The following is a 16,305-nucleotide window of genomic DNA, read 5'->3' on the forward strand; positions in this document are numbered from 1 at the left end:
GCCAGGATCGAGGCCCGCCGCCCGTGCTCGAGCTCATCGGAGTGTCCCCGCAGATGCTGTTCGGCCAGCTCATGCTCGGGCTGATCAACGGCGCCTTCTACGCGGTTCTGAGCCTCGGGCTCGCGGTCATCTTCGGGCTCCTCAACGTCATCAACTTCACGCACGGCGCGCAGTACATGATGGGGGCCTTCGTCGCCTACATCCTGCTCGTCGTCTTCGGCGTGCCCTACTGGGGCGCGCTGGTGCTCGCGCCGGCGGTCGTCGGGGCGGTGGGCATCGTGATCGAGCGCACGCTGCTGCGGCGCCTCTACCACCTCGACCACCTCTACGGCCTGCTGCTGACCTTCGGGCTCGCGCTGATCATCGAGGGCCTGTTCCGCTCGCAATACGGCGTCTCCGGCCAGCCCTACCCGAACCCGCTGCCGGGCGGGACCAATCTCGGCTTCATGTTCCTGCCGACCTACCGCGGCTGGGTCGTCGTCGCCTCGCTCGTCGTCTGCTTCGGGACATGGCTCGTGATCGAGCGCACCAAGCTCGGGTCCTACCTGCGCGCGGCCACCGAGCGGCCGGACCTCGTGCAGGCGTTCGGCGTCAACGTGCCCTTGATGATCACGCTGACCTACGGCTTCGGCGTCGCGCTGGCGGGCTTCGCCGGGGTGCTCGCCGCGCCGATCTACCAGGTGAGCCCGCTCATGGGCGCGAACCTGATCATCGTCGTCTTCGCGGTGGTGGTGATCGGCGGGATGGGCTCGATCCTCGGCGCCATCGTCACGGGCTACGCGCTCGGTATCGTGGAGGGCCTCACCAGGGTGTTCTGGCCGGAGGCGTCGAGCACGGTGATCTTCGTCGTCATGGCGATCGTGCTCCTCGTGAAGCCCGCCGGCCTGTTCGGCACGGCCAGGTGAGAGGGGATCGCATGACCATCTCGCGCGGCACGCTCGCGTTCCTCGCCTTCCTCGCGCTGGCGCTCGTCGCGCCGTGGTTCCTCTACCCGGTCTTCCTGGTGAAGGTGCTGTGCTTCGCGCTCTTCGCCTGCGCCTTCAACCTGCTCGTCGGCTACGTTGGCCTGCTCTCCTTCGGGCATGCGATGTTCTTCGGAGGCGCCTCGTACTTCTGCGGCCACATGCTCAAGGTCTGGGGCTGGCCGCCGGAACTGGCGATCCCCGCGGCCGCGCTCGCGGCCGGGGCCATGGGCCTCGTCGTCGGCGCGCTGGCGATCCGGCGGCAGGGCATCTACTTCGCCATGGTGACGCTGGCGCTCGCGCAGATGTTCTACTTCTTCGCGCTCCAGGCGCCCTTCACCGGCGGCGAGGACGGCATCCAGGCTATCCCGCGCACGCCGATCCTCGGCGTGATCGACACGCGCGACGACACGGTGCTCTACTACGTCGTGCTGGCGATCTTCACCGCCGGCTTCCTGCTGATCCATCGCACGATCCACTCGCCCTTCGGGCAGGTGCTCAAGGCCATTCGCGAGAACGAGCCTCGCGCGATCTCGCTCGGCTACGCGGTCGACCGCTACAAGCTCCTCGCCTTCACGCTGTCGGCCGCGCTCGCCGGGCTGGCGGGGGCGACGAAGGCGCTCGCCTTCCAGCTCGCCTCGCTCACCGACGTCGCCTGGCAGATGTCCGGCGAGGTGGTGCTGATGACGCTGGTGGGCGGCATGGGCACGGTGTACGGCCCGGTGGTGGGCGCGGCGGTGATCGTCACCATGCAGAACTACCTCGCCGGCTTCGGCGAATGGGTGCTGGTGACGCAGGGCGTGATCTTCGTCGTGGTCGTGCTGCTGTTCCGCCGCGGCATCGTCGGCGAGGCCATCGCCTTCGCGCAGACGCGCCGCCGCCGAGGCGCGGACGCCGCCGCGACCGCCCCCGCGGAGCGGGGCGGCTCCGCCTAGGGGACAGGCGCTTCCGCCCCGGCGGGGCGATGAGCGTCGGCCGAGCGCGGCGGGGGCGGGCCTTCACCTTCCCTCCAGCGGCGGCTCGGAACTCGGGCGACGCACGTCGATCATCCTCGGCCCGCGTCCGCGCCCTCGACACCCTCGGCGCCCTCGGCTCCGTCCGCGACGGCCTCGGCCGCCGCGGCGGTCTGCGGCCCGCCCGCGACGGTGCGGGTGCGCACCTGCGGCAGGGCGCTCGGGTGCTCGTCCTGGAGCCAGGCGATCAGCGCCTCGCGCACGGCGCAGCGCAGGTCCCAGGCCTCGGCGGGCGTGCGCGCGCTCATGAGGCCGCGCACGGTCATCGTGTCGCGGCCGGCGTCGATCACCTGCAGCCCCACGACCTCGCCGTCGAAGAGCGGGTTCTCGCGCACCAGCGCCTCCAGCCGCGCGCGGATGGCGGCGACCGGCGCGCCGTAGTCCACGTGCAGGACGACGGAGCCGATCAGCTGCGGCGCCTCCCGCGTCCAGTTCTGGAAGGGCTGCTCGATGAAGCGCTTGAGCGGCACGATCAGCCGGCGCAGGTCCCACAGCCGCACGACGACGTAGCTCGTGCGGATGTCCTCGATGAAGCCGAACTCGCCCTCGACGATCACCGCGTCCTCGAGCCGCATCGGTTGGGTGATGGCGATCTGCAGGCCGGCGATGATGTTCGACAGGGCCGGCTGCGCCGCGAGCCCGATCACGAGCCCCGCGACGCCCGCGGACGCGAACAGGCTCGTGCCGTACTGTCGCGCCACCGGGCTCGTCGTCAGCAGCGCCGCCACGGTGAGGAAGGCGACCAGGATCACGGCGATGCGGCGCAGGAGCCGCACCTGCGTCGACGCCTTGCGCGCCAGCGTCGCGTCCTCGCTCTCACGCGGCAGGCGGCGCAGGTAGACCTCGGCCGCGACGTCCACGACGATGATCAGCGCCCAGCCGAGGACGACGATCAGCGCTAGCAGCAGGAGGTAGGCGACCCAGCCCCGCGTGCCGGCGGCGAGCGGGACCGCCGGCAGCGCGCCGGCGAGGACGACGATGACGAAGGCGAGCCGCGTCGGGCGGCGGATGCGGTCGAGGATGCCGCGGCCGAACGCGCCCATCCGCCGGCCGATCGTGGCGCGGATCGCCCGCACGACGAGGGCGTGGACGAGGAGCGCCGCGAGCGCGAAGAGCCCGAGCACGAGCGCCGTCTGCGCCCACGCCGGCAGCCCCGCGACGATGCCGCCCGCGTCGCGGGCGAGCGCTGCGATACGCTCCACCTCGGTCCCTCCCCCGGCTCGTGAACCGTGGCGAACGCGGCGCCGAGCGCGGCGGTTCCGCGGGGCCCGGGCTGGGCGGGGCGACCGCCGGCCCTCAGCGCACCAGCACGAGCTCGGCTTCCTCCTCGGTCACCGAGCAGCCGAGGATGATGCGGATGTCGTCGAAGTCGCCGTCGCCGTTGAAGCGCGGCGAGGGCCGGTCCTCGAAGCCGTAGAACATGAAGGCGCCCTCCCGGCAGGGCTTGTTCGCCGCGTGCGGGTTGCGGTGCTTGCCCCGCGGCAGCACGCCGCCCGCGCCGTCGTGGCAGATGTCGAGCGTCTCGCAGAAGACGGTCTCGGCGACGTCGGCGTCCTTGGGGAAGTTGAGCTTCACCGCATTGCCGGGCGTGATCGTCGTGTCGGAATAATAGTCGTACTGCTCCACGTTCGGGTTGTTCCAGCGCTCGGGCCGCGTGCGCGAATTGCGCACGTTGCGCAGGCGCAGGCTGAGCGACTCGCCCTCGGCGCAGACCGGCATCCGGTAGGCGATCTCCGAGCCGCCGTTGTCGGCGATGAGCGTCATCCTCGAGCGCTGCCCCTGCGCGCCGACGCCGTTGCCCAGCCCCCTGCGCTCCGGATCGAAGCAGTACGCCCAGATCTGGTTGTAGTCCGCCGCCTCGTGGCTGAGCTGGACGAGCGGCGGCTCGGGCGTGACGACGCGGTTGAGAGCGCGGGCGACCGCCACGACCTCGACCCGCAGGACGTCGGGCATGCCGGGCACCGCGGAGACGATGCTGAGCGGCACGTCGGCGCTCACCGTCACCTCGTGCTCGGTGCCGCCGTCGGCGCGCGGGACGGCGCGGGTCTCGACCGCGACGTCGCGCACCTGGTCGCCGAGCCGCGCGAGGATCGCCTGCTTCGCCGCCGCCGCGACCGCGTCGCGATCGGCCGCATCGTGGCTCGACAGCGCGAAGGCGTCGGCCTCCGCCTGGAGGGCCGAAGCGACGGCCGCCGAGCGCGCGTAGTCGATTCCGGCACCGGTCACGCCGAGCGCGGGCAGGAGGCTCAGGGCGAAGGCGACGGCGACGACGCCGCTCCGATCGCGCAGGAATCGTCGCAGGCATCGCGGACGCATGGACCACCTCTCACGCAGCACACGGACGCCCGTGGACGTCCAACGCAGGCGAGGGTGACGAAGCCGCGTTACCGCTGCGCGCAGCCGATCGGTAGAATGCGAGACGTCCGTCGATCAGCGCGTGAGCGCGACGCGACGCTCGTAGATGTCCCGTGCGATCGCCTCGAAATGGGAGACGAGCGTCGAGACCTCGGAGGTGAAGGCGTGCTGCGACGAGGACGCGCAATCGGCGAGGAGGCGCCGCGTCGACGTGTCGGAGACCGAGAAGCCGACGGTGAAGACCTCGACACCCGCGCCGCGCAGGCTCGCGCAGACGGACGCCATGCGCTGGTCGAGCAGCCGCGTGTGGTTCGAGCGGTCGAACTCCGCGCTGTCCGAGAGGCGGCCGTAGGCGGTGTAGTCGCTGTCGTTGGACGGAGCGTGGCCCGTGTAGAAGCCGTTGGTGCCGTCGGTCATGAACACCACGATGCGCTGGTACTGGGCGTGGGCCGGCGCGTCCGGCCAGGGGTCGGGTCCCCACAGCCCGTCCCAGCGCGGCGAGAGCACGCGCCAGCCCCAGAGCAGGCCGACATGGCCGAAGGTCCCGCCGCGGTGCCAGGCCTCGAACCGGCCGACCTCGGTGAGGAGCCGGTCGCGGTCGGCGGTGAAGGGGACGATCGCGTTCTTCGGGCAGCCGAGATTGGGGCCGCGCCCGTCGTTCGACTGCGCGTTCGTGTTCCAGCTCTCGTCCACGTCGTTGGGCAGATAGGAATTGTACCGGTCGCTCGGCGCACCCGATCCGGTCCAGGACGGCCAGTAGTAGGGCGGGAACGCCGCCCCGGCCGGCGGCGCGTCGGTCAGCTCCTCGGGAGAGCCGGCGCGCTCCATCACGCATCCCGCCCAGCCGTCGGCCACCCAGCACTTGTTTCCGCGCTCGACACCGGGACACGCGCCGCTTCCGGTCCATTCCGACAGGGTCCCGATGTGGCAGAGGCCCTGGGTCCAGGTCACGCCGGTGCCCCGGCAGCGGCTCTGCGGCACCTCGCTCGCGTGCCAGACGTACCGGTTGCGCGTGATGGCGGCGAGGCCTCCCGGAGCCGGGGCGAGGAAGCCCGCATTGCCGCGGCCGATGTTGACCGTGGCGGAATAGGGAACGATGGCCACGCGAACGAGATCCGTGCCCTCGCCCTCCGGCAGCAGCGTCTCGACGAAGGTGCGCGCGGAGGAGCGCAGCGCGTTGATGCGCCCGCCCTTCATCGAGCCCGTCACGTCGACGACGAGCACCACCTCGTAGAGCCGGCTCGAGGTCTGCGCTTCCGATTCCAGCGTGAAGGGGATCGTGTCGAACCCGATCACCCGCACGATGCGCGTGCGCAGGCTGCCTTGCACGGTCAGGCGCACGCGCCGCACGCCGGTCTCCTCGTCGGTGACGACGACGGGATCGACGCGCGTGATGGTGACGTCCTCGTGCAGGTCGCCGACGAGCGTCGTCAGCATGGTGCGGGCGTAGTCCTCGGAGCCGACCTGCTCCGTGCGGGTCACGGTCGCGAGCGCCGTCCGGTCCATGGCGGTCAGGATCTGCGGGCGCACGCCCGTGACCCGGGCGTAGTCCACCGCGGCTCCCGCCATCCCGAGCAGGGGAAGCATGGAGAGCGCGAAGGCGACCGCGATCGTGCCGCGTCGGTCGGCGAGGAGCGTCCGGAACATCGATGGGCTCGCGTGCTGTCGTTCGGATGCGTTTCCCGTCCCTAGCAGGCGTCCATTAATTTTAGCGGAATCCGATCGCCTACCGGGCGCGCCGTCGCGCGCACGCGCCCCGTCTCGCCAGCGCGGTCCCGATGGCGTAGGGATGGCGCATGGCCGCTCGCGACGACGAGACCCCGCTCGACGACGATGCCCTGCGCGACGCGCTGATCGCCCTCCTCGATCTCGACGTCGCCGCGGGGGTCGACTGCGCGCTCGACGAGACGCCGCACGATCGCTTCGCGGAGGCGGCGCGCCAGCGCCAGGAAGGGTCGCGGGACCAGGAACCGCGGGACGGAGGACCGCGCGACGAGGATCGACGCGACGCGGATCGGCGGGAGGATCCGCGGGCGCGGCGCGCGCCGTCCCGGCCCGACCCGTCCCAGCCCGACCGCTCACGGCCCGCCCCCTCCGAGCGCGCTCCCGCTCGTCCCGCGGTCCCGCCGGGCGCCCTCGATCCGGAGGGTGCGGTGGCGAGCGCCCGGGCGCTCGCAGAGGCGGCCGAGGACCTCCCCGCGCTCGAGCGCGCGCTCGCCGGCTTCGAGGGCTGCGCGCTCAAGGCCTCGGCGCGCAGCCTCGTCTTCGCCGACGGCAGGCCCGGTGCGCGGGTGATGATCGTCGGCGAGGCGCCGGGCGCCGAGGAGGACCGCTCGGGCATCCCCTTCGTCGGGCGCGCGGGGCAGCTTCTCGACCGCATGCTCGCGGCGATCGGGCTCGGCCGCTCCGACGTCTACATCGCCAACGTCGTGCCCTGGCGACCGCCGGGCAACCGCACGCCGACGCCGCAGGAGGTCGCCGCCTGCCTTCCCTTCACCCGCCGCCAGATCGCGCTCTGCGATCCGGACATCCTCGTGTGCATGGGCGCGCCGGCGACGCAGCACCTGCTCGGCGTGCGCGAGGGCATCACCCGGGCGCGCGGGCGCTGGCTGGACTACGACACCGGCCGGCGCACGATCCGCGCGCTGCCGATGCTGCACCCGGCCTACCTGCTGCGCAATCCCGTCGTGAAGCGCCTCGCCTGGCGCGACCTGCGTGCGCTGCGCACCGCGCTCGCGGCGGGCGCGGCCGCTCAGGCTTCCGACAGCCCGCCGAGATAGGCCCGCGCCTCGGGGTCGTGCGCGGCATGCAGCCCCGCCGCCGCCTGGCGCGCGAAGCGCAGGGTCAGCGCCTTGCGCCGCGCCGGCGCCAGCGGGTGATGCGGCGGCTCGCGCAGGATCTCGGCGCCGAAGCCGTCCGCGAGGATGAGCCCCGTCTCGATCGGCAGGATGTCGATCGGCGTGCCGGCGTCGACGGCGAAGTAGAGCCTGTCGCAGAAGTCGCGGTAGTCGGGCCACTTCCGGTCGGCGCGGAAGTCCCGCACGCTCGACTTGATCTCGACGATCGAGACGCTGCCGTCGCGCGCCAGCGCGATCACGTCGGCCCGCCGGCCCGAGCGCAGGGTGAACTCGCACAGGGTGACGCAGTCGAGCGCCGCGAACAGCCGGCGCACGCCGCGCTGGATCGCCAGGGCGGCCGGCGACTGGCGACCGTCGGGTCGGGCCGGCGATCGGGGCGGGACTGACGCGAGCATGGTCATGCTTCGTTCCTAGCACGCCGCGATCGAAGAGGGAACATCCCGGCTCCGGCGAACGCGGCGCGCGGCGCGGGGCCCGCCCCCGCCGCGTGGCACCCGTCCGCCGTCCGCGGTCAGCCGCGCTCCAGCGCCGCGACGATCGCGTCACCCATCTCGGACGTCGAGACCGCGTTCGCGCCCTCGGCGGCGATGTCCCTGGTGCGCGCGCCCGAAGCGAGCGCCGTGGTGATCGCGGCCTCGAGCCGGTCCGCCGCCTCGACGAGGCCGAACGAGTAGCGCAGGCACATCGCGAGCGAGCCGATCATCGCGATCGGGTTGGCCAGGCCCTCCCCGGCGATGTCCGGCGCCGAGCCGTGGACCGGCTCGTAGAGCGCCTTGCGCTTGCCCGTCTGCGGGTCCTCGGCGCCGAGCGAGGCCGACGGCAGCATGCCGAGCGAGCCCGTCAGCATCGCCGCGACGTCGGAGAGGATGTCGCCGAAGAGGTTGTCGCAGACGATGACGTCGTACTGCTTGGGCCGGCGCACGAGCTGCATGGCGCAATTGTCGGCGAGCACGTGCTCGAGCGTCACGTCGGCGTAGTCCCGCGCGTGGACGGCCGTGACGACCTCCTTCCACAGCACGCCGGTGCGCATGACGTTGTGCTTCTCCGCCGAGGAGACCTTGTTGCGGCGCTTCCTCGCCAGCTCGAAGGCGACGCGGGCGATGCGGTCGATCTCGCCCGTCGTGTAGAGCTGGGTGTCGACGGCGCGCTTCTCGCCGTTCTCGAGCGTGACGATCTCCTTGGGCTCGCCGAAATAGACGCCGCCGGTGAGCTCGCGCACGATGACGATGTCGAGCCCCTCGACGAGCTCGGGCTTGAGCGAGGACGCGCTCGCCAGCGCCGGGTAGCAGATCGCCGGGCGCAGGTTGGCGAACAGGCCGAGATCCTTGCGCAGGCGCAAGAGCCCCGCCTCCGGGCGGTGCGCGTAGGGCACGCCCGCCCATCTCGGCCCGCCGACCGCGCCGAACAGCACCGCGTCGGCGGCGTCGGCGAGGCGCATCGCGTCCTCGGAGATCGCCACGCCGTGCGCATCGTAGGCGGCGCCGCCGACGAGGTCGGTCTCGGTCTCGAAGGCGGCGACGCCGGCCTTGGTCAGCCAGGAGACGATCTTTTCGACCTCCCCCATCACCTCGGGGCCGATCCCGTCGCCGGGGAGGAGGAGGAGCTTGTGCGTCGCCATGGCGTGAGGTCCGGTTCGTGATTGCGCTGGCGAGCCTTGTGACGGAGGCCGCGCGCGGGGGCAAGAGGGGGGCGGCGCGGGGGCGTGATGCGGTGGGCTCGGGTGGGGAACGTCCTGCAGCACGCGCTCGGCGTCGATGCACCCTGAAAGGGTATTGACGCGAGTCGCACGACGAATCATCTTGCGTTTCGAGATGCGGCGCGGACGCTCCCCCGCCCCGGAGGTCGGAAGATTACCTCGTGTGGGAAGCGCCCGCTGTGTCGTTCGCCCGCGGTGGTCGATCGGCCGGCATTCCAGGGAACGGGAGGAACCGATGAACGATCGCTCGTCCGTCGTCTTCGCGTTCACCGCCGACGAGGTCGCGCGGCTGACGGGGCTGAGCACGGCGCGCCTGCGCGACTGGGACCGCGCCGGCTTCTTCCAGCCTCGGCACGTCCGGGCGGAGCGCGGGCGGCCTCACGCGCGCCTCTACTCCTTCAAGGATGTCGTCGGCCTGCGTGTGCTCAAGCTCCTCAGGAGCGAGTACAAGGTATCACTGGCACACCTGAGAGACGTCGCGCGTGAGCTGCTCCAGCATAGTGCCGAGCCGTGGGCCGAGATTAAGCTCTACGTGCTGAACCGGCGCGTCTACTTCGACGAGCCGGAGACCGGCAAGGCGCGCGGCGTGATCGACGGGCAATACGTTCTCCTTCCGCTGGAAGACGTTGAAAGCGAGATCCGCGAGAAGGTCTCCGTGCTGCGTCGGAGGGACGAGCGCATGATCGGGCGTGTCGAGAAGCGCCGCAACGTGGTGCGAAACGCGCCTGTGATCGCCGGCACGCGCATCCCGGTCTCGGCGGTCAGGCATTTCTCGCAAGCCGGCTACTCGATCGAGGACATCCTCGAAGAATACCCGACGCTGACCCGCGCCGACGTCGAGGCCGCCCTGGCCTATGCGGACGGCGCGGCCGCGTAGCGGAGTGGGCGCACCTGAAGTTCTACCTCGACGAGAACGTACCCAGGTCGGTCGGCGTCATGCTCGCAGATGCCGGCTACGAGGTTGTTCTCGCGAAGGACGTCACCGGCCAGGGCGCGGCGGACACCGTCGTCTGCACCGTCGCCGAGGTCAACGACTTCGTCCTCGTGTCCTTCGACAAGGACATGCGCAGGGCGGCGCAGCGACAGGGACTCGGAAGCCGCGCTCGCTTTCGCTCGCTGAGCCTGATCAAGCTCTGCTGCTTCGAGCCGGATGCCGCACGGCGCCTGGCCTCGGCGCTCACGCTCGTCGAGCACGAATGGCCACGGCGTGCCGAGAACGAAGGGCGGCGCATCTACGTCGAGATCGGGACGACTGTCATCCGCGTGAACCGCTGAGCCCGCCGCGGGTACAGGGCCACCCGCTGGCACTGCCGCCCCCGTCCGGCTAACCTGCCGGTGCGCTGAAATGCGCGCGAGGGGCGAGAAGCGGGGAGGACGACGGGCATGACGAAGATCGCGCTGGTGACGGGGGCGGGGTCCGGGATCGGGGCGGCGGCGGCCGTGGAGCTGGCGCGCGGCGGGTTCGACCTCGTGCTCGCCGGGCGCCGGCCGCAGCCGCTGGAGGACGTCGCGGGCGAAGTGCGGGCCATCGGCCGCGAGGCGCTCGCCGTCCCCACCGACGTCGCCGACGAGGCGGCCGTCGAGGCGCTCTTCGCGGCGCTCGTCGCCCGCTTCGGCCGGCTCGACTGCCTCTTCAACAATGCCGGCCTGTTCGCCCGCGGGGTGGAGGTGGACGAGCTCCCCCTCGAGGAGTGGCGCTTCTCCGTCGACGTCAACCTCACCGGTGCCTTCCTGTGCGCGCGCGCCGCGTACGGGCTGATGAAGCGCCAAGATCCCAAGGGCGGACGCATCATCAACAACGGCTCGATCTCCGCCCACACGCCGCGGCCGAACTCGGCGCCCTACACGGCGACCAAGCACGCGATCACCGGGCTGACCAAGGCGCTCGCCCTCGACGGGCGGGCGCACGACATCGCGGTGGGGCAGATCGACATCGGCAACGCCGAGACGGAGATGGTGCGCGCGCTCAACGCGGCCCGCGCGGACGCGCCCGGCGCGCCGCCGCCGCAGCCCACCATGGACGTCGCCCACGCCGCGCGCGCCGTCGCCCACATGGCGAGCCTGCCGCTCGACGCCAACGTGCTGTTCATGACGGTGATGGCGACGAAGATGCCGTTCGTCGGCCGCGGCTGAGGCGCCGCCGCCTCGCGGCGATCCGCCGCGCCGTCTTCCAACGGATCCGCGACCTATCATCCCCCTCCGGAGCCGCGCGCGTCCGCGCCGAAGGAGGATCGCATGTTCGCGCCACCGACCCGCGCCGAGGGCCTCGCCCGCCTCGCCCGCTTCGTGCCGCGGGCGGGGAGCGCCTATGCCGCGAGCCGCAGCGAGGATCGCGGCCCGCGCGACCGCGGAAACGTGTCGACGCTCTCCCCGTTCGTGCGCCATCGCCTCGTGAGCGAGCGCGAGGTGCTGGCGGCGGTGCTCGCGGAGCACGATCTCGAGGCGGCCGAGAAGTTCGTGCAGGAGGTGCTCTGGCGCACCTACTGGAAGGGCTGGCTGGAGCAGCGCCCGGCGATGTGGGAGCGCTACCTCGCGCGGCTCGCCGCCGACCTGCGGGCGCTGGAGACGGACCTGTCGCTGCGCCGGCGCGTCGAGGAGGCGACCGCGGGGCGCACCGGCATCGCCGGCTTCGACGACTGGGCCCGCGAGCTCGCGGAGACCGGGTATCTCCACAACCACGCGCGGATGTGGTTCTCCTCGATCTGGATCTTCACCCTGCGCCTGCCATGGGCGCTGGGGGCGGACTTCTTCCTGCGCCATCTCCTCGACGGCGATCCCGCCTCGAACACGCTCTCCTGGCGCTGGACGGCGGGGCTGCAGACGCCGGGAAAGACCTATCTCGCGCGGGCCGACAACATCGCCCGCTTCACCAACGGCCGCTTCGCGCCCGACTGTCTCTCGCGCGACGCCGAGCCGCTCTGCGAGCCGCCGCCGCCCCCGCCCGCGGGCGTGCCGCCTGCCGACAGGCCGCGCGCGGTCGACGCCGCGCTCCTCGTCACCGAGGAGGACATGACGCCGGAGCACTGGGAGATCGGGCCGGTGCGGCCCAAGGCGGTCCTCGTCGGCCATGCGACGGCGGCGCGCTCGCCGCTGTCGACGTCGACGGCGGTGCTCGCCTTCGCCCGCGGCGCGGCCGCGGATGCGGCGGAGCGGGCGGCGGATCACTTCGGCGTGCCCGCGCACACCGTCTCGCTGGCGCCACAGGCGCTCACCGACGCCGCACGGGCGCTGCGCGTCGGTGCGCTGGTGACCGCCTGGGCCCCCGTCGGCCCCGCGGCGCAGGCGCTGGCCCGGGCCGAGGCGTCGCTGGCGGATGCCGGCGTCGCGCTCCTGCGGCTGCGCCGCTCCCTCGATGATCGTGCCTGGCCCCACGCCACCCGCGGCTTCTTCGCCTTCCGCAAGGCGATCCCCGATCTCCTCGCTGCGGAGGGGCTGATTCCGCCCGCCGCCGCCCGCGGCCCGCGGTGAGGGTCACGGGCGCGGCTTCACAGGCTCATCGCCACGCGCATCCCCTCCAGCATGGCCGCATGCATGTTGCGCGAGGCGACCGCGTCGCCGATGCGGGCGAGGACGAAGCGCCCGGACGGGTTCTCGATCGGGAAGTCGAAGCGGTCCTCCCCGATGCGGTCGAGGCCGAGGACGCCGGCGTTCGACGCGTGCGGCACCAGCGCCCGCCAGATCTCGTCGAGGGGCACGGTGCCGTTCTCGACGACGAGCCCGGCGGCCTCGATCGGCTCCGGCTCCCCGGTGAGCGTGTTCTCGAGCCGAAGGCCGAGCCCGTTGCCCCGCGCGCGCTCTTGCGGCTCCACCCCGACGAGCGCGCGGTTCGGCACGAAGACGACGCCGAGCCGGAAGAGCGCGCGCAGCGCCACGGCGCGGGTGGTGGGTCCGAGGTCCTGGAGCGGCATCTCGTCGGGCGTGACGAAGATCACGCGCGCGCCGGCCCGCGCCCCCGGCTGCGAGACGATCTTGCGCGCGGCGACCTCCGCCGCCGCGGCGGCGGCGTGGCCCCCGATCTCGTCGTAGACGACGAGCGTGCCCTCCGGCCGCACCGCGCCGCCGAGCAAGTCGTGCACGCTGTCGATCCGCTCCGCCCCGGGCACGTCCGGGATCGCCGGCAGACCGCCGGTGGCGAGGACGACGACGTCGGCCTGCGCCGCGAGCACGTCCTCGGCCTCCAGATACGACTCGAAGCGCACGTCGACGCCCGTGCGGACGACCTCGTCCACCAGCCACTCGACGACGCCGAGGGTCTGGCGCCGCACCGTCCCGGCGCCCGCCAGCAGGAGCTGGCCGCCGAGCCGCGCGGTCGCCTCGTGCAAGGTCACTGCGTGGCCGCGCAGCGCCGCGACGCGCGCCGCCTCGAGCCCGCCCGGCCCGCCGCCTACGACGAGGACGCGCTTTCTCGCGCCGTCCGTCGGGGGGATCACGTGGGGAAGCGTCAGTTCCCGGCCCGTCGCGACGTTGTGGCCGCACACCGCCGCCTTGCCCTGGTTCACCCGGTCGACGCAGTAGCCGAGCCCCACGCAGGGGCGGATGCGGTCCTCCTCCCCGCGCGCGAGCTTCGCCACGAGATGCGGATCGGCCATGTGGGCGCGGGTCATGCCGACCATGTCGACGAGCCCCTCGGCCAGGCCGTATCGCGCGGTGGCGAGGTCGGCGACGCCGCCGGCGGCGAAGACCGGCACGCGAGCGGCCGCGCGGATGCGCCCGGCGGCGGCGAGGTGGCCGACCTCGCCCATGCCCATCGGCGGCACCCATTCGGCGAGCCCGAGATTGTCGTAGGGCGCACCTGCGACGACGTTGAGGAAGTCGATGGCCCCCGAGCCCGCGAGCGCCCGCGCGATCGCCACGCAGTCCTCCGCGGACAGCCCGCCGCCGCGATGCTCGTCGCCCGGGATGCGCAGGCCGAGCGCCGGTTCCGGGCCGATCGCGTCGCGCACGCCACGCACGATGTCGAGCACCGCCACGAGCCGCTGCTCCAGAGGGCCGCCGAGCGCGTCCTCGCGGCGGTTGGCGTGCGGGGTCAGCAGCTGGCCGAGGAGATGGCCGTGGGCCAGGAGCTCGATGCCGTCGAAGCCCGCCGCGACGCAGCGCCGGGCGGCGCGGGCGAAGTCGCGGCGGATGCGGCCGAGGTCTGCGGGCTCGAGCGCCTTCGGGATCGCCCGATGGGCGCGCTCGCGCAGCGGCGAGGGCGCGACGACGGGGAGCCAGGCGCCGTCGTCCCACAGTGTCCGGCGTCCCATGTGCGTGAGCTGGCACATCACGGCGGCGCCGTGTGCCTTCACGCCGTCCGTCAGCGCCCGGAACCAGGGCAGGATCGAATCGTCCCCCGCGTAGAGCTGGCCGAACACCGAGGGGCTGTCGACGGAGACGTTGGTCGAGCCGCCGATCATGGTGAGCGCGAGCCCGCCCTTCGCCTTCTCGACGTGGTAGGCGGCATAGCGCTCCCGCGGGTGTCCGCCCTCGGCGAAGGCGGGCGCGTGCGCGGTCGAGAGGATGCGGTTGCGCAGCCGCAGCCGCCCGATGGTGACGGGCGAGAGCAGCGGGTCGACCCGCCCGCCGTCCCCCGCCGCGGCGCCCCTCGCATCCCCTCCGGTCTCGTCCGTGCTCATGGTCGTCGCTCCGGTCACGGCTCTCGTCGGGCCGCCGCGCCGAGGACGGCGGCGACCACGCTCTCGGGCGCGTCCTCCTGGACGAGGTGCCCGGCCTCCGGCACCGGCACGAGCCGCGCGCCGGGGATCATCCTCGCGAGCCGCTCCCCCTGCGAGACGGGGATCCACGCGTCCCTCTCGCCCCACAGCAGGGTGACCGGCATGTCGAGCGCGCCGAGCCGCGGCTCGATCGCGTCCGTGAAGCGCTGGTCCATCTGCGCGATCTGGGCGTAGAACGCCGCCTTCCCCACCGCGCCGAGCCAGGGCCGCATGTGCACGGCGCGCGCCTCCGCGCTCAGAGGCCGATGCGCCGCGCCCGCGATGTAGGCCTCCAGCATGGCCTCGTGCGCATAGTCCGGCAACCCCGAGAAGGCTTCTTCATGGGACCGCACGTGCTGGACGAAAGGCGAGCCCCACGGCGCGATCGCCACGGGGTCGACCAGCGTCAGGCGCGCGACGGGAAGCCCGTCGAGCAGGATCGCCCGCAGCACCGTCGCGCCGCCGAAATCGTGGGCGAGCACCTCGGGCCGCTCCAGGCCCCAGTGCTTCACCAGCGCGGCGAGGAGCCCGTTCTGCACGCCGAGCGACACGTCCGCGCCCGGCACCATCGCCGATCGGCCGTAGCCCAGGAGGTCGAACCAGTACACGCGCCGATCACGCGCGAGCCAGGGTGCGATCCGCCGCCACACCTGCGAGGAGAACGGCGTGCCGTGCACGAGGACGAGCGGCGGACGTTCACCGGCATCGTCCCCGGCGCTGCCCCAGGCGACCGGCCGGCCGTCGTGGACGAATCGATGTGGCGTCGCGAGCTCCGACGGGAATGCGTGCTCGAGGGCGTCCATGGGCTCCTCCTCCTTTCGGCAGGCGTCGGCGCGGGGCGCGCGATCCCGGGCGCCGAGCCGGAGGGGGCCGGCCCAATCGACCCCGGGATCGCCGGAACGGGCGTCCGCCGCGGCCGACCGCCGACGACTCGTTGCCCCAAGCGCCCGCGGCGCACCGTCTCGCGCGAACATCCGTTCCTTCGTTGACAGATATACGCGCAGCAGCCACTCCTGTAGCGAAACCTCGTCACCGCTGCGTACGCCGGGGGGAAACGCGAGCATGGGAAATGCGGAGCCCTCCTCCGCCGTCCGGCAGATCCTGCGCTCGGACGCGATGCGGGTGGCGCTCGCCGTGGTCGAGCTCGGCTCGGTGCGCCGCGCCGCGGCCGCGCTGTCGATGACGCCCTCGGCGGTCAGCAAGCAGCTCGTGCGTATCGAGCGCCAGCTCGGCCGCGCGCTCTTCGTGCGCACCCGCGACGGCATGCGGGCGAACGGCGAGGGCCTGGCGCTGGCGAGCTACGCCCGGCGCTTCCTCGCCCTCGTCGCCGAGGTGGGCGAGCGCTTCGAGACGGACTTCGCCTCCGCGCGCGTGCGCCTCGGCGTCGCCGACGACGTCGGCCTCGTGCGGCTGCCCGCGGCGCTGGCGCAGGCGGCCGCGGCGGCGCCGGACGTGGCGGTGGAGCTCACCGTCGCCTTCTCGTCGGAGCTCCTCGCGCTCGCGGAGGCGGGCAAGCTCGACCTCGCGATCCTCTCCGACGGCGGCCCGCCCTTCCCGCCGGGCGCGCGCCGGCTGCGGCCCGAGCCGATGGCCTGGTTCGCGCGCCGCGACGCCGCGCCGCCGGCGGGGCCGCTGCCGCTGGCGGTCGCGGCGGAGGGCTGCCCCTGGCGGGCGCGGGCGCTGGCGATCCTCTCCTGCGCGGGCATCCCCTGGCGCATCGTCTGCACG

The 16,305-nt window shown here is 73.1% G+C and carries 15 protein-coding genes; 8 read left to right on the forward strand and 7 right to left on the reverse strand.

What is annotated here, in order from left to right; all coding sequences use genetic code 11:
- Nucleotides 1-53 precede the first annotated feature (53 nt).
- Both ACTZWW_RS10050 and ACTZWW_RS10055 read left to right on the forward strand, forming a co-directional pair.
- Entirely contained in the window at nucleotides 54-905 is an 852-nt protein-coding gene (locus ACTZWW_RS10050; RefSeq protein ID WP_444780828.1) for a branched-chain amino acid ABC transporter permease, read from the forward strand.
- Between the two features lie 11 nt (nucleotides 906-916).
- Nucleotides 917-1,897 (forward strand): branched-chain amino acid ABC transporter permease, encoded by a 981-nt coding sequence (locus tag ACTZWW_RS10055; protein WP_444780813.1) that lies wholly within the window; start codon nucleotides 917-919, stop codon nucleotides 1,895-1,897.
- Between the two features lie 110 nt (nucleotides 1,898-2,007).
- Here ACTZWW_RS10055 and ACTZWW_RS10060 read toward each other — a convergent pair whose 3' ends face one another.
- From ACTZWW_RS10060 to ACTZWW_RS10070, 3 genes are all read right to left on the reverse strand, one after another.
- A complete protein-coding gene (locus ACTZWW_RS10060) occupies nucleotides 2,008-3,177 on the reverse strand; it encodes a mechanosensitive ion channel family protein (RefSeq protein ID WP_444780814.1) in 1,170 nt (389 codons plus the stop codon).
- 94 nt (nucleotides 3,178-3,271) lie between these two features.
- Nucleotides 3,272-4,291: a TadE/TadG family type IV pilus assembly protein gene (locus ACTZWW_RS10065; protein ID WP_444780815.1), complete on the reverse strand. Its 1,020-nt coding sequence runs from the start codon at nucleotides 4,289-4,291 to the stop codon at nucleotides 3,272-3,274.
- A 114-nt stretch (nucleotides 4,292-4,405) separates the two neighbouring features.
- Complete coding sequence (locus ACTZWW_RS10070) at nucleotides 4,406-5,977, reverse strand: TadE/TadG family type IV pilus assembly protein (protein WP_444780816.1); 1,572 nt, start codon at nucleotides 5,975-5,977, stop codon at nucleotides 4,406-4,408.
- Nucleotides 5,978-6,126: 149 nt separating this feature from the next.
- Here ACTZWW_RS10070 and ACTZWW_RS10075 point away from each other — a divergent pair, with 149 nt between their 5' ends.
- Nucleotides 6,127-7,110, forward strand: a complete 984-nt coding sequence (locus tag ACTZWW_RS10075; RefSeq protein WP_444780817.1) for a uracil-DNA glycosylase — start codon at nucleotides 6,127-6,129, stop codon at nucleotides 7,108-7,110.
- On the opposite strand, the gene ACTZWW_RS10080 is transcribed toward ACTZWW_RS10075, so the two are convergent.
- The gene (locus ACTZWW_RS10080; RefSeq protein ID WP_444780818.1) at nucleotides 7,083-7,589 is read right to left on the reverse strand and encodes an MmcB family DNA repair protein; all 507 of its coding nucleotides are present in this window, start codon (nucleotides 7,587-7,589) and stop codon (nucleotides 7,083-7,085) included. The genes ACTZWW_RS10075 and ACTZWW_RS10080 overlap by 28 nt on opposite strands.
- Nucleotides 7,590-7,699: 110 nt before the next feature.
- Nucleotides 7,700-8,806: a 3-isopropylmalate dehydrogenase gene (leuB, locus tag ACTZWW_RS10085; RefSeq protein WP_444780819.1), complete on the reverse strand. Its 1,107-nt coding sequence runs from the start codon at nucleotides 8,804-8,806 to the stop codon at nucleotides 7,700-7,702.
- A gap of 313 nt (nucleotides 8,807-9,119) precedes the next feature.
- Between leuB and ACTZWW_RS10090 the strand changes: the two genes are divergently transcribed.
- The 4 genes from ACTZWW_RS10090 (at nucleotide 9,120) to ACTZWW_RS10105 (ending at nucleotide 12,352) form a co-directional block, all read left to right on the forward strand.
- Nucleotides 9,120-9,761, forward strand: coding sequence for a DUF433 domain-containing protein (locus tag ACTZWW_RS10090; RefSeq protein WP_444780820.1), 642 nt, complete (start codon nucleotides 9,120-9,122; stop codon nucleotides 9,759-9,761).
- Nucleotides 9,762-9,775: 14 nt separating this feature from the next.
- Nucleotides 9,776-10,159, forward strand: coding sequence for a DUF5615 family PIN-like protein (locus ACTZWW_RS10095; protein WP_444780829.1), 384 nt, complete (start codon nucleotides 9,776-9,778; stop codon nucleotides 10,157-10,159).
- A 108-nt stretch (nucleotides 10,160-10,267) separates the two neighbouring features.
- The gene (locus ACTZWW_RS10100; RefSeq protein ID WP_444780821.1) at nucleotides 10,268-11,017 is read left to right on the forward strand and encodes an SDR family oxidoreductase; all 750 of its coding nucleotides are present in this window, start codon (nucleotides 10,268-10,270) and stop codon (nucleotides 11,015-11,017) included.
- A 102-nt stretch (nucleotides 11,018-11,119) separates the two neighbouring features.
- Nucleotides 11,120-12,352 carry an FAD-binding domain-containing protein gene (locus ACTZWW_RS10105; protein WP_444780822.1) on the forward strand — a complete coding sequence of 411 codons (1,233 nt, stop codon included), beginning with the start codon at nucleotides 11,120-11,122 and terminating at the stop codon, nucleotides 12,350-12,352.
- Between the two features lie 17 nt (nucleotides 12,353-12,369).
- Here ACTZWW_RS10105 and ACTZWW_RS10110 read toward each other — a convergent pair whose 3' ends face one another.
- The gene (locus tag ACTZWW_RS10110) at nucleotides 12,370-14,499 is read right to left on the reverse strand and encodes an oxidoreductase (RefSeq protein ID WP_444780823.1); all 2,130 of its coding nucleotides are present in this window, start codon (nucleotides 14,497-14,499) and stop codon (nucleotides 12,370-12,372) included.
- A 14-nt stretch (nucleotides 14,500-14,513) separates the two neighbouring features.
- Nucleotides 14,514-15,380, reverse strand: a complete 867-nt coding sequence (locus ACTZWW_RS10115) for an alpha/beta fold hydrolase (RefSeq protein ID WP_444780824.1) — start codon at nucleotides 15,378-15,380, stop codon at nucleotides 14,514-14,516.
- Between the two features lie 259 nt (nucleotides 15,381-15,639).
- On the opposite strand from ACTZWW_RS10115, the gene ACTZWW_RS10120 reads away from it, so the two are divergent.
- Nucleotides 15,640-16,305, forward strand: a 666-nt coding sequence (locus ACTZWW_RS10120; RefSeq protein WP_444780825.1) for a LysR family transcriptional regulator, incomplete at its 3' end; no start/stop codon positions are given.

The sequence above is a fragment of the Salinarimonas sp. NSM genome, from assembly GCF_052380005.1.
In the GTDB taxonomy this organism is placed as follows: Bacteria; Pseudomonadota; Alphaproteobacteria; order Rhizobiales; family Beijerinckiaceae; genus Salinarimonas.